Origin of the sequence: Oceanobacillus damuensis, from assembly GCF_001618145.1 — a bacterium.
In the GTDB taxonomy this organism is placed as follows: domain Bacteria; phylum Bacillota; class Bacilli; order Bacillales; family Amphibacillaceae; genus Oceanobacillus; species Oceanobacillus damuensis.
On sequence record NZ_LQNF01000030.1, the window covers coordinates 41,957 to 57,286 of the forward strand.

11 protein-coding genes are annotated in these 15,330 nt (G+C 39.8%); 3 read left to right on the forward strand and 8 right to left on the reverse strand.

Translation table 11 applies throughout. The features are described from left to right. Positions 1 to 234: 234 nt before the first annotated feature. Together A4245_RS15450 and A4245_RS15455 are read right to left on the reverse strand one after the other, a co-directional pair. A complete protein-coding gene (locus tag A4245_RS15450) occupies positions 235 to 951 on the reverse strand; it encodes a sulfite exporter TauE/SafE family protein (protein WP_067729524.1) in 717 nt (238 codons plus the stop codon). Positions 952 to 982: 31 nt separating this feature from the next. Continuing rightward, the gene (locus A4245_RS15455) at positions 983 to 2,428 is read right to left on the reverse strand and encodes a DEAD/DEAH box helicase (RefSeq protein WP_067729527.1); all 1,446 of its coding nucleotides are present in this window, start codon (positions 2,426 to 2,428) and stop codon (positions 983 to 985) included. A 232-nt stretch (positions 2,429 to 2,660) separates the two neighbouring features. Here A4245_RS15455 and A4245_RS15460 point away from each other — a divergent pair, with 232 nt between their 5' ends. Then, positions 2,661 to 3,500: an alpha/beta fold hydrolase gene (locus A4245_RS15460; RefSeq protein ID WP_067729529.1), complete on the forward strand. Its 840-nt coding sequence runs from the start codon at positions 2,661 to 2,663 to the stop codon at positions 3,498 to 3,500. Beyond that, on the forward strand, positions 3,500 to 4,714 hold the full coding sequence (locus tag A4245_RS15465) for a SpoIIE family protein phosphatase (protein ID WP_067729531.1): 1,215 nt from the start codon (positions 3,500 to 3,502) through the stop codon (positions 4,712 to 4,714). Before A4245_RS15460 ends, A4245_RS15465 begins: the two co-directional genes overlap by 1 nt. A 108-nt stretch (positions 4,715 to 4,822) precedes the next feature. Here A4245_RS15465 and A4245_RS15470 read toward each other — a convergent pair whose 3' ends face one another. The 5 genes from A4245_RS15470 to A4245_RS15490 all read right to left on the reverse strand — a co-directional run bounded on the left by A4245_RS15470 (position 4,823) and on the right by A4245_RS15490 (position 12,756). Then, on the reverse strand, positions 4,823 to 6,892 hold the full coding sequence (locus A4245_RS15470) for a cation:proton antiporter (protein ID WP_067729533.1): 2,070 nt from the start codon (positions 6,890 to 6,892) through the stop codon (positions 4,823 to 4,825). 215 nt (positions 6,893 to 7,107) lie between these two features. Beyond that, a complete protein-coding gene (locus A4245_RS15475) occupies positions 7,108 to 8,640 on the reverse strand; it encodes a BCCT family transporter (protein WP_067729535.1) in 1,533 nt (510 codons plus the stop codon). A gap of 495 nt (positions 8,641 to 9,135) precedes the next feature. Further along, a complete protein-coding gene (locus A4245_RS15480) occupies positions 9,136 to 10,644 on the reverse strand; it encodes a malate:quinone oxidoreductase (RefSeq protein ID WP_067729537.1) in 1,509 nt (502 codons plus the stop codon). 252 nt (positions 10,645 to 10,896) lie between these two features. Then, positions 10,897 to 11,490 (reverse strand): glycosyltransferase family protein, encoded by a 594-nt coding sequence (locus A4245_RS15485; RefSeq protein ID WP_067729539.1) that lies wholly within the window; start codon positions 11,488 to 11,490, stop codon positions 10,897 to 10,899. Positions 11,491 to 11,706: 216 nt separating this feature from the next. Then, positions 11,707 to 12,756 carry an NAD(P)/FAD-dependent oxidoreductase gene (locus A4245_RS15490; protein ID WP_067729540.1) on the reverse strand — a complete coding sequence of 350 codons (1,050 nt, stop codon included), beginning with the start codon at positions 12,754 to 12,756 and terminating at the stop codon, positions 11,707 to 11,709. Positions 12,757 to 13,182: 426 nt separating this feature from the next. On the opposite strand from A4245_RS15490, the gene A4245_RS15495 reads away from it, so the two are divergent. Further along, positions 13,183 to 13,881, forward strand: coding sequence for a DUF421 domain-containing protein (locus A4245_RS15495; RefSeq protein WP_157087741.1), 699 nt, complete (start codon positions 13,183 to 13,185; stop codon positions 13,879 to 13,881). Positions 13,882 to 14,079: 198 nt separating this feature from the next. Here A4245_RS15495 and A4245_RS15500 read toward each other — a convergent pair. Then, the coding region (locus A4245_RS15500) for a M20/M25/M40 family metallo-hydrolase (protein WP_067729542.1) at positions 14,080 to 15,330 on the reverse strand (1,251 nt) is incomplete at its 5' end.

Here is a 15,330-nt window from a genome sequence, read left to right on the forward strand (position 1 = left end):
ACAGTACGATTTAATCGATTAACATGCTTTATATGTAAGATACATAGTGCCATAAGGATTGAATCAGGGGATGAGCACAACAAAAAGGATGACCAGCTTAGTGCAGGTCATCCTTCACCCTTCTATTGAATTGTCCTTTAACATTTTTTGCATAAGTAACATTAAGGTATTTTGTCCTTCAGATTGTGAGGGTCCTTCCATTACGATCATATTTTTCCAGACTTCGACAAACAATTATTGCCAGCTCTCAATCAACAGATACACCCCTGTAAACAACAAGATAATATAAATAACCAACTGAAAGACCCGCTGGTTAAACCACTTAAATAGACGCTGTCCCAAATACAAGCCAATCAGTACAAGCGGTAAAGCCAGTCCGCTGGAAATCCAGATTGTTTTATTTGTTCCGGCAAAAACAACTTGAATTACCAGACTCGTGAAATAGATAAACAAATAGAATGCCAGTGTTGTGCCTCTTAATTTTTCCTTTTTCGTATCTGTGCCTGAAAAATACAGCAACAAAGGCGGCCCAGGCATACCGATGCTTGTTGTTAACGTTCCAGAGAGCCCACCGACAATCATGTCCCTCTGTTTATTTTGATTGATGCGAAACTGCAGCATAAGCATAAATGTCAGGACAAGGACAATCAGGCTTACTCCCAATTTCAACTTATTTATATCGATGATCAAAAAAACAATGATCCCAATCGGCAGACCGGCAGCACTTCCAATTATAAACCTTTTTAGTATACCCCGATCCATATCTTTTCTGACTTTCGCTATTAAGGAAATAGAGATGACGAGTGAAAGTGCAAGGTTGATTTGTATGGCTTCCTTTGGTTCATATAATAAAAGAAGAAAAGGGGTAGCAAGGATTGAGAAACCGAACCCTGTACTTGTTTGTAGTATGGAGGCCACTAATATTATCAAAATAAATACGAATGCTTCCATAGAACACCTGCTTTATAAATTCATTCAAATTTTATTTATTGGCCTCATAGACCTTCAATTGTTTTCCTTTTACGGTTGTATGTTTCATCGTTTTCAGTACCAGCGGGCCTTTGCCATTCAGTATTTCCACATAGGTTGCTGTATCCATGATCGTTATGATACCAATATCATCAGCTGTCACTCCATCTATCTTAGCAATGGTGCCGACGAAATCAACCGCTCTAAGCTTCTTTTTCTTTCCGCCATTAAAATACAACTTCATAATCTGTTTATTTAACTCTTCACTTTTTGACTTTTTAACTTCTTGATACATCTTCATCTTTTCCTGAAAGGCAGACCGTTTTCGAGTCACTTCCTCTTTTGACGGAGGTGCCATTTTCGGTATTCCAAAACCAATATATTCTTCAATCTCTTTCAAAAATCGATCTTCAAATGGTGTAACAAAGGTAATGGCTTTTCCCTTCTGACCTGCACGTCCTGTCCTGCCGGTACGATGGACATAGCTTTCCTTCTCTAAAGGCAGGTCATAATTGATAACATGTGTAATATTATCAATATCAATCCCCCTGGCAGCAACATCCGTAGCAACTAAATAGCGGAATTCTCCTTTTCTGAAGCCATTCATTACAGCAAGTCGCTCATCCTGTTCCATTCCCCCGTGGATTTTACTGCAGCTGTAGCCTTTTCGTTTTAATTGATCTGAAACCGAATCTACCCGATCTTTTGTCCGGCAGAAAATGATGCAGCTATCCGGGTTTTCAACGACTGTTACGTCAGTAAGCCTCATAAATTTATCCGCTTCCGGAACCTCATACAGGATGTGCTCTATTTTTTCCGTTGTAAGTCCTGTTGCTTTTATCGAAATATCGGCAGGTGTTTTCATATACTTACGGGCTAAATCCTTCACGGCCTCAGGAAGTGTTGCCGAAAACAGCATTGTCACTCGATTTTGCGGCAGCTCTTTTATAATGTCTTCCACTTGTTCGATGAAACCCATGTTTAACATTTCATCTGCTTCGTCAATAACCAGATAGTCGATTTTATTCAAATGCAAGGTGCCTCTTTCAATATGGTCCGAAACACGTCCCGGAGTGCCCACAACCACATGTGTTTTCTGTTTTAATTCCGTCTTTTGAATGGCAATCGGTTGTTTTCCGTAGAGTGCTGTTGCCTTAATCCGCTTAAACCTTCCTATATTTGTGAAGTCCTCCTTCACTTGAACTGCAAGCTCTCTTGTCGGAGTTAGAATCAATGCCTGTGGTCTATTTTCTTTCCAATCGACCAATTCACAAATTGGAATTCCGTACGATGCGGTCTTCCCACTTCCTGTTTGTGATTTTACAACAAGGTCTTTCCTGTCCAATGCAAGTGGTATGACTTTCGTCTGGACCTCCGTCGGCGTCTTGTATTCTAATCCTTTTATCGCTCTTACTATTTCCTCACTTAATGGATAATCTGCAAAGTCTCGATCGCTCATCATTTTTGCCTCATTCTATAAAGTATTTTTTTTATTATTTCCAGTGATATTATTACATTATACAAGTTAGGATGAGCTATTAACCATTTTTGAATCAAAAAGGTCAATTTGAACATTCCCAATCAAGCCTATCGTTACTTTTTTACCTTGGCAAATGTTATGATAGACCTTATAATACGTTAAAATTACGTTTGCACTTTAATATAGATATTTAGCGAAAGGGGCCTTTAATATGACCGACAATATTTTAAAGCGAAACAATGTAAATGTTATGGGAAAAGGAAAACAGCCTCTCGTATTCGCTCCTGGGTTTGGGTGTGACCAAACCGTCTGGACCTCCGTATCCGAATCATTCACAAATGATTATCAAGTCATTTTGTTTGATTATGTAGGGTTAGGAAAATCAGATGTAAATGCATTCGATCCAGAGAAATACAGTGCCCTTTCCGGTTATGCACAGGATGTATTGGATGTCTGCTCGGCCCTGGATTTAAAGGATGCTATATTTGTTGGCCATTCTGTTGGCAGTATGATAGGTATCCTTGCATCCTTACAGCACCCTGAGTACTTTTCTAAGCTTATATTGCTCGGACCATCCCCTTGCTACCTTAACGATCCGCCAGCGTATTTTGGCGGTTTTGAAAAAGAGGATCTGACAGGTTTGATTGATATGATGGATAGGAATTATATCGGCTGGGCAAATGTCTTTGCTTCCACGATCATCAACAATCCGGAGCGGTCCGATGTAGCCAGTGAACTGGAAGATCGCTTTTGTTCTACAGACCCGGTTATTGCCCGTACATTTGCCGAAGCTTCTTTCTTTTCGGATAACCGTAAAGACTTGCCAAAAGTTACTGTACCATCTTTGATTCTGCAATGTTCGGAGGATATTATCGCCCCTGAAAGTGTAGGCGAATATATGCATGAACATCTTCCAAACAGTAAAATTGCATACATGAAAGCAACAGGGCACTGTCCGCATATGAGTCACCCAGAAGAGACAATACAAATGATTCAAGATTATTTGGAAGGAACTCCATATGAAGCAGTCCCAGAAGGTGGCCTTATTTAATGGACGAACAATTAAATGATGCCCCCTGTGGATTTCTGAATCTATCAAAGGATGGCACCGTACTATCTATCAATCAGACATTAATTCATTTGCTCGGCTACAAAAACACCGATCAGCTTGTTGGACAACATATCAATTCTATCTTAACAGCCTCCGCTCGTGTTTTTCTTCAGCTTTATTTCATGCCATTGATAATGGTAGAGCATACTGTTGAAGAAATGTACCTGTCGTTGGCACCGAGAAGTGGTGAGGAAGTACCCGTCCTGATTAACGCTTCCCTAAATAGGAATAACGGAAACACTGTAATCGTATGTGTAATTATTCCAATGCGGAGAAGAAGTGAATATGAGAACCAATTGATCATCGCCAGAAAATTGGCTGAAGATGCTTCCAATGAAAAGAGCAAAGCAAACGCCCAATTGGAGACTGCCCTTAAAAAGCTGGAGGCAAAACAAGAGGAGCTTCTTAAAGTCAATAAGCAAAATCAAAAGTATAAAATAGAGACACAAGAAGAATTGAAGCTTGCCAAGAAAATACAGGAAACCTCCTTAACGGCACCAATATACAATGAGAATCTTCAAATTGATTCCTATTACAGGGCATCTAGTGAATTGTCCGGTGATACGTATGGTTTCTATCAAATAAACAAGCACCAGTACGGGGTAATCCTGCTGGATGTAATGGGACATGGTATATCTGCCTCTCTGATAACAATGTCTCTCCAATCCTTGTTTCAAAAATTGGTTTCAAAAGGTTCTGCTCCAGATTTCGTCATGAAGGAATTGGATAATCACCTGCACCACCTATTTCAAAGCAATGAAGAAGCCTGGCATTATTGTACAGCCATTTATCTGCTTATTGATACGAATAAACAGACGATTGAATATACGAATGCCGGCCATCCACCTGCCATTTATCAGGATTCTAATGGAATCCAACAGGAATTTGGTGCGATGACACCGCCGATCGGATCATTGGAAGGTATTCATTTTAAATCCGAAACGATTACCTATAAGCCAGGAAGCAAGCTTTTGCTTTACACGGACGGTGTATCTGAGCCGCTTGGTTTAACGCGCCTCAGTAGCCTGTTAAAGGAAAATAAATCATTGGCCTTAAATCGTTTTAAAGAAAAGATAATATACTCCCTTGAAACGGAAGGAGACAATCGATTTAAAAATGATGACCAGTGCTTTATTTTAATCGGTTTAGAATAGTAAATATAGATAACCTGAAAAATATACAAAGAGACCCATGGCCGAGAAACTAGTTATCGGCTATGGGTCTCTTGATTAGCTGTCGTTTTTTATCAAAGTTTAACATGACTAATTCCCGTCATAATCTTTCCTGCGCAATACCTCTTTAGGAACTTCAATTCCTTTGGCGCCCCTTAAATCGATATCCATTTCTTCTCTAGGGTAGAAAATGATGAAACTATCGCGTTTGACTTCCGCTAAACGCTTCGGTAATTCCTCAAGCTTTGGATGCCAGGCAACAGTCCCTCTTCTGGCACTTAATATGATGACCAGGTCATCTTCCTTCAACTCTGCCGAATACCTTTCCTGTAACGCTGTCCAGCCATCGATGCGCTTGAGCGTTGTTGGGGAATTCGGTTTGATTTCTTTCATATGTCTTTCATAAATCTCTTCTGAGCCTCTGATTACGAATACCATTAACGTGGCGTTGAGTTTAGCTGTCAGCATTTTTATTCTTCTTAATGCATCCTTAAACCCTGGTTTATGATCCGCTCCGAAAGGAATGATCAGCACAACCCGACTTGTTATGTTCAACGGATGGTCAAGCTTCGTAACCAATATCGTTTGATTTGTCTGGTCAATCAGACGATCGAGAACACTGCCAAAAAGTTTATTCGAACTTCTTTCAGCGTTCCACCCCATTACAATGGTATTGATTCTCTCTTCCGCAACGGCTCTGATAATTCCATCTGTTATGTTATTATCTACTTTCGTTACTAGCCTTACCGGAATTTCGGCACTCGATGCGTGTGTCAATGCCTGACCCAGCATTTTTTCCGCCTTTGCGACTTCACCTTCAACCGATTTTGCATTTTTTGTTACAACGGTTAACGGATATAATGGCTGATCTTCTCCATTTGGCTGTTTAATCATAAATGACAGACTCATTAAAGCTTGGGCGGTATTCGGGTTGGATAATGGGATTAAAATACGCTCCGGCCCCTGTTTATCCTCGAATTCTTTTGTATCTTCTTCTAATGCTAGCTTACGGCCATACTTTTCAACCAGATATGGACCAATAAAGCACGTTATCAGAATCATGATAATGACCCCGTTAACAGTTGCCTGATCAAGCAATCCGACTTCAAAACCGACCAATGTCGATGCAAGTGTTGCAGCTGCCTGCGGAATAGTGAGTCCGAAAATGACCTCCCTTTCCGTCGGGGTATAGCGATATATTTTGCTGATTAATATGGAAGCTGACCATTTCCCAATGAAAACCGCTATCAATATAGCTATTGTTACGAGCCAAGCCTTTGGATCTGTAAATAGAACACTTAAGTCCATCAACATCCCCACAGACAGCAAAAAGAACGGAATAAATAGCGCATTTCCAATAAAACGAATTCGATTCATCAGTGTTCCATGATCAAGTACAAAGCGATTTAATGCCAACCCTGCAAGAAACGCCCCGATGATTGGCTGCATGTCAATCAGTACGGCGAAACAGGCGGAAATGAACAAAATGACCATTACGAATGTAAAATTTGTCACACCATCATTCAGGGAATTACGGAAATACCATCTGGATATGATGGGGGTTCCCCAGAGGACAATAAACACAAATACAGTTAAAGAAATAATCATTTCAATCCAAAATTGATAGGTTAACTGGCCTTGCGCAGCCCCGGTGATAACAGCCAGAATCAATAAGGCAAGCGTGTCCGTCAATAGTGTTCCACCGACGGCAGTCGTTACAGCCTTGTTTCTCGTTATTCCAAGCCTGCTGGCAATTGGATATGCCAATAAAGTATGAGATCCAACAATAGATCCGATAAGAATCGAAGCAAGCAAACTGTAGCCGAGCATCAGACTGACAACAGTTCCGAGAACGAGTGGGATATTGAAGGATAGTAATCCAAACAAGATGCTTCGATTCCGATATTTTTTAAAGCCATCCAGGTCGAGCTCAAGCCCTGCAATAAAGATAATAAATAAAAGGCCAACCGTACCTAACAAGACAATGGTTTGGTCTCTTTCCAAAAGATTCAACCCATTTGGGCCAATAATAACCCCGGCAAGAATCGGCCCTACGATTCCTGGTATTCTAAGTTTGTTCATTAATAGTGGAGATAGAAAAAAGATAACCATTGCGATGGCGAAGATAATCACTGGTTCATCTATTGGAAATTGGAGCATACACGGCTCTCCTTTTTTATGGATTGAATTGTATTTTTACATAAACGTATTATTGCACATAAACCATATTAAACTAGATGTGACAATATTGCATCTCCCTGCAACATCAAGATTTCATTCACTTTTATATGTAATTGAACTTATTTTGGGAAAGAAAAAGAGAACTCAACGGATAACAGACGTATCCCTTGAGTTCTTCATGTATGGTTTTTTTCTTATATATTCTTAGAAAGTGCAGTCTTCTTTGACTCTTTCGGCTTTAATTTTTCCTTCATTTTTTCAATTCTTGCGGCTTTATAGAATGAAATAGCCATGAGCAGAATGACAAAGGAAAATGGTAATGCCGATATAATCAGAAAGTTTTGCAATCCTTGTGTCCCACCAAAATAAACGATAATTGCGGCCATGGCGGAAAGTATGATCCCCCATATGATTTTCACGCTTCCTTTCGGTGAAACTGAACCTTTGGAACTTAACATTCCTAAAACAAATGTGGCAGAGTCTGCCGATGTGATAAAGAAAATCGCAATAACGAAAATCGTAATAAATGACATCAACGCGCCTAATGGGTATTCCAGCAGTACCCCAAAGGTAGCTGTTTCAATCGGCAAGTCAGAAAGTACCGCAATTCCGTTTTGCTCGATATTCAGCGCAGACACCCCAAAAACGGCAAAGAAAATAAAACAGATAATCGACGGAACGAACAATACGCCTATCATAAATTCTTTAATTGTGCGGCCACGTGAAATACGAGCAATAAAGATCCCTACAAACGGAGCCCAAGAGATCCACCATGCCCAATAGAAGATAGTCCAGGCATTGATCCAGCCTCGTGCGTCATCGTCTTGTGGTGCCAAGTTAAAACTCATCTCAAAGAAATTTGTGATATAGCTCCCAATGGTATCGACGAACATATTCAGAATATAGATGGTTGGTCCAACGATAAAAAGCATTCCCAATAAAAGAAAGCCAAGACCCATATTTACATTACTTAAATACTTGATTCCTTTATGTATACCACTCCACGCTGACACGATGAAAAGAACAGTGGCAATAATCAGTACGATTAACTGCGTGCCGTAATTCCTGGGAATATCGAATAAGTAATTCAGTCCGGAATTAATTTGGGCTGAACCAAATCCTAATGTTGCAGCAACTCCCATTACAGTCGCAAATACTGCAAGCACATCAATTAGAGTCCCAATCCAGCCTTTCATTGCTTTTTCTCCAAATAATGGAACGAGTGTGGCGCTGATTAACCCTGGGTAGTCCTTATGGAACTTAAAATAAGCGAGAACAAGTGCTACAACGGCATAAATGGCCCATGCATGCACACCCCAATGAAAAAAAGAATATTGAAGGGATTCATTAATCGCCTGTGCAGACCCAGCTTCCGCATTAGGCGGGGACGTAAACGCATGAGAAATCGGCTCTGCGGTGGTCCAGAACACCATCCCCATTCCCATACCAGCACTAAATAACATCGCAAACCAGCTCATTAGATTAAATTCCGGTTTTTCGCCATCCTTCCCAAGCCTTATATCTCCAAAGCGAGAAAAGATTAAATAGATACAAAATACCAATAAGACTGTGACGAGCAATAAATAATACCAGCCAAAATTATCTGAAAAAAACGCCGTCACGGAGTTTGATACGCTCTCCAAATTTACAGGTGCGATAACGCCCCAAATAAGGATTATCAAGCAAAGCGCAACACTCCATAAAAAAACGGGGGTAATACTTTTCATGTTCTCCTTCCCCTCCCTGTTAATGATTTAAGTGTACGTACTATAATACCCTTAACCACAGAATGTAAACAAATAAACCGTGCGAGGGTCTCATTCCAATGCCTCTCTCTATATGGCAAGGCCGCGTCATTAATTATTCTTTTTCAAATAAGGCATTACAATAAGCTTGAACCGACCCGGGTAATAAGCGGTAGAACAAACCTTTGTATTTAAGGTCTAAATAAGTCGCGATGAGGAATAGAGTAAGGAATACAGGCAGGAACAGTTTTTTGTACATATGTATACCTCCATAACGTGATGCTTCATTATTGATTGTTATGACTATACTATCATATGAAAGTGAACGGGTCCTGGGATAAGGGCACCATCCCTGGATTTTGCTCATCCTATTATATACCAATGAAAAAACCTTTAATCTCATGCAAGATTAAAGGTTTTGTTTGTATTTTCACTAATTTCCAGGTTTCATAGAGTGAACGAAAATCTCTCTTCCATTCAGGAAATGACCAATTCACGTTCTTCCTCTTTCAGGCCAAGTGTTTCTTCAATCGAAGCTTCAATTTCCCTGTAAAGTTCAGGGTTTTCGGAAAGTGACATGCCATAGGATGGAATCATTTCTTTTATCTTCGGTTCCCATTCTTTCATTTGTTCAGGGAAACCTCTTTCCATTACTTCCAGCATGACATGAACCGCTGTGGAAGCCCCCGGCGAAGCACCTAGCAATGCTGCGATTGAACCATCCGCTGCACTGATAACTTCCGTGCCGAATTGAAGTGTCCCTTTGCCGCCTTCCTCCGTGTCCTTGATTACTTGCACACGCTGTCCGGCTACGACGATACCCCAATCCTCGCTTTTCGCCTCAGGGATAAACTCTCGCAATTCTTCCATACGCTTTTCATTCGACAATACGACTTGCTGAATCAGATATTTTGTCAGCGGCAGCTCTTTCACACCCGCAGACAGCATCGTTAATAGATTATCCGATTTTACGGAAGTCATCAAATCAAGCAATGAACCGGTTTTTAGGAACTTCGGTGAGAACCCGGCAAACGGTCCGAACAATAATGATTTTTTGCCGTCAATAAATCGGGTATCCAAATGCGGAACAGACATTGGCGGAGCCCCAAGCTTAGCTTTTCCGTAAACTTTTGCATGATGCTGCTCCACGACTTCGGGGTTGTTACATACCATAAACAGCCCGCTCACCGGGAACCCTCCGATATGTTTTGACTCCGGAATACCTGTTTTTTGCAATAAATGAAGACTTCCGCCTCCACCACCGATAAAGACAAATTTAGCTGTATGGTATTCAATCTTGCCGTTAACCACATCATGTACCTTCACTTCCCATAATCCCTCGCTATTACGTTGGATATCCTCGACAGTGTGATTGTAATTGACATCTGCACCGGAACGCTTCAAGTGATCAAATAAAGCTCGGGTCAGTGCCCCGAAATTGACATCTGTTCCAGAATCGATTTTTGTGGCGGCTATCGGTTCATCTGATGTACGGCCATTCATAATGAGTGGCATCCATTCTTTCAATGTTGCCGAATCCTCAGAAAACTCCATTCCCTGAAACAGCGGATTTTTTGATAACGCTTTAAATCGGTTTTTAAGGAAGTTTACATTGGCTTCTCCCTGGACCATACTCATATGTGGTAAAGCTCTTATAAAACCTTGTGGATTATCAATCAATTTGCGGTTTACCAAATAAGACCAAAACTGTCTTGAAAGCTGAAACTGTTCATTGATGTTTACCGCTTTGCCTATATCCACCGTTCCATCCGGATTTTCGGATGTGTAGTTAAGCTCACAAAGTGCAGAATGCCCCGTGCCCGCATTATTCCATTCGTTCGAACTTTCTTCCCCTGCTTTTGCTAGTTTCTCAAACACTCTAATTTCCATTTCAGGTGCTAACTCCTGCAACAATGACCCCAGCGTCGCACTCATAACACCGGCACCAATTAAGATAACGTCTGTCTGTGTTTGTTTGTCGCTCATTATATCCTTCCTTATCCACTAAATTTACGAAAATATATACACGCTCTTGTTTTCCTGTTTTTAAAAACAAAAGCAATAAAAACCCTTTATCTCTTAATTATAAACCTATTCTGTAAATTTTTAAATATTAATTGATTAATTGACGGTAAAAAGGTTGAGATTCCCCATTTACTAGATTAAAAAAATTCAGACAAGAAATCTTCCAAGTCTTTTGGCAGGCAGTTATGCCGATGCCGTCGGCTGCCCTGTTCCTTAATAGTCAATAGGGCTCCATGGAACCTCCTCGCCTTTAGAATCAATAGCTTTCATATCTATATTTTTAAAATTCTCAGATGGATGTGGCTTTACTTTATACCATATTGGCGGATAATCAGGTAAATCTAAAACATCTGCTCTTTCTTCCTTATTATTTTTTAATACAATCGTTTCCACATTGGAATCGTAAATGACCCCCCAATATCCTGCAGCCTCATCTGTCCCTATTCTGGTCCAATAATAGGGGTTTGTTTCACCAGGGTGCTGCTCAATAGGCGCATTTCCCGACATCGTTGCCACCTTCCACTTACCATTCCATTTTTTCCTTACAACGCTGGAATGAATCGCATCCAGATTTTCATTTTGTGTAAAAACCAGAAACGTACCCTTGTCGATTTCTACTGTTTCCAGGATACCTGCCTGCATATCCAAATGACTCGTATTTGATGTATATTCAAAAATAGCTTCTTCAATAGAATCGCCAGTGACGTTGGAGTCAATAAAGCCAAAGCCTTCTGTCCAAAACCAACCAACTATACCCAGCATAATTAAACAGAAAATTACAGAATAGACTATTTTCCTTTTTATCATTTCACTCCCCCTATTTTAATTAAACGACGCTAATCCATTACTTTACGTACAATTTTCACAATGTTTAGTTCAGCATATCATATGTATTTAATTTTTAATATATTTAGAAACAACAAAAACTCGCCTGATTTAGACGAGTTTGATCTGTGTTTCTAATAGATGCACCTTATAAATATTGAAGTGCGGGCTTTTATATATATATAACAGAGGCCTTTTTTAATTGACCAATCGCTTGACAATCGCGCGATTACGTTCTTTAAAAATTTCATTATGGGTAGACACCATGCCAATCTTTTCGGCATCCGGCTGTATAAATTGCTTTGCTCTATTGACAGCATTTGCTGCATCCTGGAAAGCTCCGGCAATAAGATGTAATTTTCCATCATGCTGCAAAATATCCCCTGCTGCATACAATCCCTTAACAGATGTTTCACTTTGGGCATTGCCAGCAATAAAATATCCTTCTGCCATTTCGATATTCAATGGGCTATTTTCAAGAAGCGAGGTATCACGCTCGTACCCATGGTTAATAATTACTTCATCAATTGGCAGGGATAAGGTTTCATTTGTCTGATGGTTTGTCAATTCCACATGCTCAATTCGATCCTTTTTTGATTGGGAGATTAATTTGGTAATGGAGCAGTTAAAATAACAAACTGCATCACTGTTTATTAATCGGGTAGCTTGGGCCTCATGACCGGATAGGACATCCTTCCGATAAGTCAGATACACGTTTTTGGCAATGTTGACCAATTCATTTGCCCAATCAATTGCCGTATTTCCTCCACCTGAGATAATAACGGTTTTATCTTTAAAACGCTGCAGTGATTTCACTGTATAATTTAAATTTGATACTTCAAATCTTTCAGCTCCTTCAATCTTCAGCCGCTGCGGATTTAATATTCCTCCACCAACAGCTACAATCACTGATTTGGAGAAATGCTTTTGGCCAGAAGCTGCCTGCAGCACAAAAATATCCTCATCATTCTTGCTGATTGACTCAATTTTCTCATTCAGCACAACCGTAGGATTAAATGTGAGCCCTTGTTCTGTTATTTGATCAATCAGTTTGGCACCTGGTAATGGTGGTAATCCTCCAATGTCCCAGATCATCTTCTCCGGGTACACATGGACCTTACCGCCCAGCACCGACTGATATTCAATAATTTTAGTTTTCATTTCCCTTAGACCACTGTAAAACGCCGAATAAAGTCCTGCTGGTCCTCCGCCAATCACTGTCACATCAAATAATTCTTCCTGTTTCAAATTATTCTCTCCTCCAAAACCACGCGATTGATTATCATTCTCAATTATTTCGGGTGAAATGTCAAGAGTTATTTGCATGGAGCGTGGACCGCGTGAACCGCGGGGACAGGAACCTTGGGCCATTTTTGGTTTTTTGTAGTTCTTGGTAGTTGAGGGAGGTTAGGATTATTATTTACTTTCTATAATACTAGGGAAAATGGCAATGAAATTCTGAGCTACATAGAGTTCCCTGCAATCTACCTGGAATACCAAACATATCAAAAATGTTGATTACGCAAGCCCGTTAAGGCTTAGAGTGGTCCAAGGTTCCTGTCCCCGTGGTTCCGGTTCTCCCCCACTCTTCACTGAATCTCTCAAAGTTTGTATTTATCGATTAGATCTTGGTAAAGATAATAGTGTAATACTTTTTACCTGGAGGAATAAACAGTGGATCTAATACAAATGTCTATTAAGTTAATCATAGGGTTTTTTTTGCTGTTTCTCTTAATCAGAATCATAGGAAAGAAATTAATAGACCAATTTACTCCATTTCATTTTATATCAGCAATTGTCTTAAGCGAATTGTTAGGAAATGCTGTCTATGAAAAGAATATACCTATTATTTATATCTTATTTACTATACTTATATGGGGAAGTTTATTATTTTTAGTTGATTATCTTGCTCAAAAGTCTTTATTACTAAGGCACATGTTTGAAGGTAAACCTTCAGTGGTTATTCGAAATGGTCAGATTGACTTTGATCAGTTAAAAAAAAGTCGGATGAACATTAATCAACTGCAAAGTTTACTTCGTCAAAGTGAGATTTTCTCTATTCGTGAGGTAGCATTTGCAATTATTGAGTCAAATGGATCTATCAGTGTCCTTAAAAAATCGAAATACCAAAAAACAACCTTGCAAGACTTTAATATGCCTAATCACCCTGTTTATCTGCCCATAACATTAATTAAAGACGGGGTATTAATTAGGGAAAATTTAGATGAAATAAACAAAGACGACCCATGGCTAATAAATCAGTTAGCAGCCAATGGCATAAGTAAAATTGAGGATGCCCTTTTTGCTGAATGGCTAGAAAACGACGGGTTATTTGCTGTTCCTTATAAAATCACTTCTATGAAGCCTGATTAAATTTTTGGGGGGCCTTCACCACTGAAAAAAGCAAAAAGCACCTTTTTTAGATGCTTTTTGCATTGGTCTCTTCCTTTCCCCGTGGCCCCTGATTAATTGTCCTTTGTTATCACGTTCATAGCAGTGTCTGTAGGTAAACAATCTGTTTCAAACACTGCTATTATCCATTAATCTTTTTTAAGTTAGGTTTATGCCTATCTATTCAACATAGACTTCTTCATTCAATAAATAATCTCCCTCATCCCTACGCTCACCTTGATTCCTTTTGCGTTGAGGCGTTTCTTTACGTACAACATCATATATAGCAGAACCGATAATTTCTCCCGCTTCTTGTATTCGTTCCTGACTGATTTTATCAATTGTATCGAATGGAGTATGGTACCATGGTTCTAATGATGCAGTTTCTGGTTCTCTTCTAATAAAATTGGCTGCATCAATACCTGCTTCGTAAAATGCGACGTGATCGGATGCTCCTCGCTCAAAAAGTACTATTGAATCATTTCCTAACCGTTCTGCAGCATCACTAGTAGATTGCCAAACTAGATTTGGTGCACCGTCTACTACATTGACAAATAAGGAAGTTGCCTCTTCCCAGTTGGTGCCTACCATATCTAAATTAAAATTTGCAAGGCTTCTATCTAATTCATCATCCGAAAGTTGGCTAACATAATACCGAGACCCGACAAGTCCAATTTCTTCTGCTCCAACAAACACAAAACGGACCTCTTTGTCAGTTGCATAGCCTTTCATAATTCTTGCTAATTCTAACACAACAGATGTTCCGGAAGCATTATCACTTGCTCCTGGTGCATACGGAACGCTATCATAGTGCGCAGTAACATAGACGATATCATGATCATTGTCAGGTTTTCCCTTAGGTTCCTTGACTGCAATAATATTTTGTGATGTCTGATTGGTAATTTCACTTATTTTAATGGTGGCTGTCACCTCTTCAGATTCCATTTTCTCCAAAAGTGATTCTCCATCATCTTTGGTAATGGCCACTACTGGAATAGAGGCTGAGTTCCCACCTAAACTCGGTGTGGGAGGAACAAGACTATCTGTATTGTCATAAATGATCACTCCCGAAGCACCGGCTTCTGTTGCATTATTAACTTTTTCCCAGAAAGAGAAGTCTCCCCTTTCAATTAAAGCGATGTTTCCTTCAATTTCGTCTGGAAATTCACTCGGTTCACCTTTTCCAGAATGGTATACCGAACCAAATGTTCCTTCTTCGGTAGTGGATGAAGAGCCTGTTGCAATTCTAATAGCAAATTCACTGTCTTGAGTAGAAGTTTCTAACTGACCTTGCAACCGATTATCAATATCAAAAAATTGTTTACTGACTTCATACCCATAATGTTCCAATTCTTGTTCGATGTAACTGGCCGCAGTGATGAAACCTCTAGATGAAACTCTAGAAATCGTTAAAGGATCAAAATACAGAAC

Coding starts and splice junctions, on each gene's coding strand:
- A4245_RS15460 (WP_067729529.1), top strand. CDS start 2,661: ATGACCGACAATATTTTAAAGCGAAACAATGTAAATGTTATGGGAAAA.
- A4245_RS15455 (WP_067729527.1), bottom strand. CDS start 2,428: ATGAGCGATCGAGACTTTGCAGATTATCCATTAAGTGAGGAAATAGTA.
- A4245_RS15485 (WP_067729539.1), bottom strand. CDS start 11,490: ATGATAAAAAGGAAAATAGTCTATTCTGTAATTTTCTGTTTAATTATG.
- A4245_RS15465 (WP_067729531.1), top strand. CDS start 3,500: ATGGACGAACAATTAAATGATGCCCCCTGTGGATTTCTGAATCTATCA.
- A4245_RS15470 (WP_067729533.1), bottom strand. CDS start 6,892: ATGCTCCAATTTCCAATAGATGAACCAGTGATTATCTTCGCCATCGCA.
- A4245_RS15480 (WP_067729537.1), bottom strand. CDS start 10,644: ATGAGCGACAAACAAACACAGACAGACGTTATCTTAATTGGTGCCGGT.
- A4245_RS15450 (WP_067729524.1), bottom strand. CDS start 951: ATGGAAGCATTCGTATTTATTTTGATAATATTAGTGGCCTCCATACTA.
- A4245_RS15475 (WP_067729535.1), bottom strand. CDS start 8,640: ATGAAAAGTATTACCCCCGTTTTTTTATGGAGTGTTGCGCTTTGCTTG.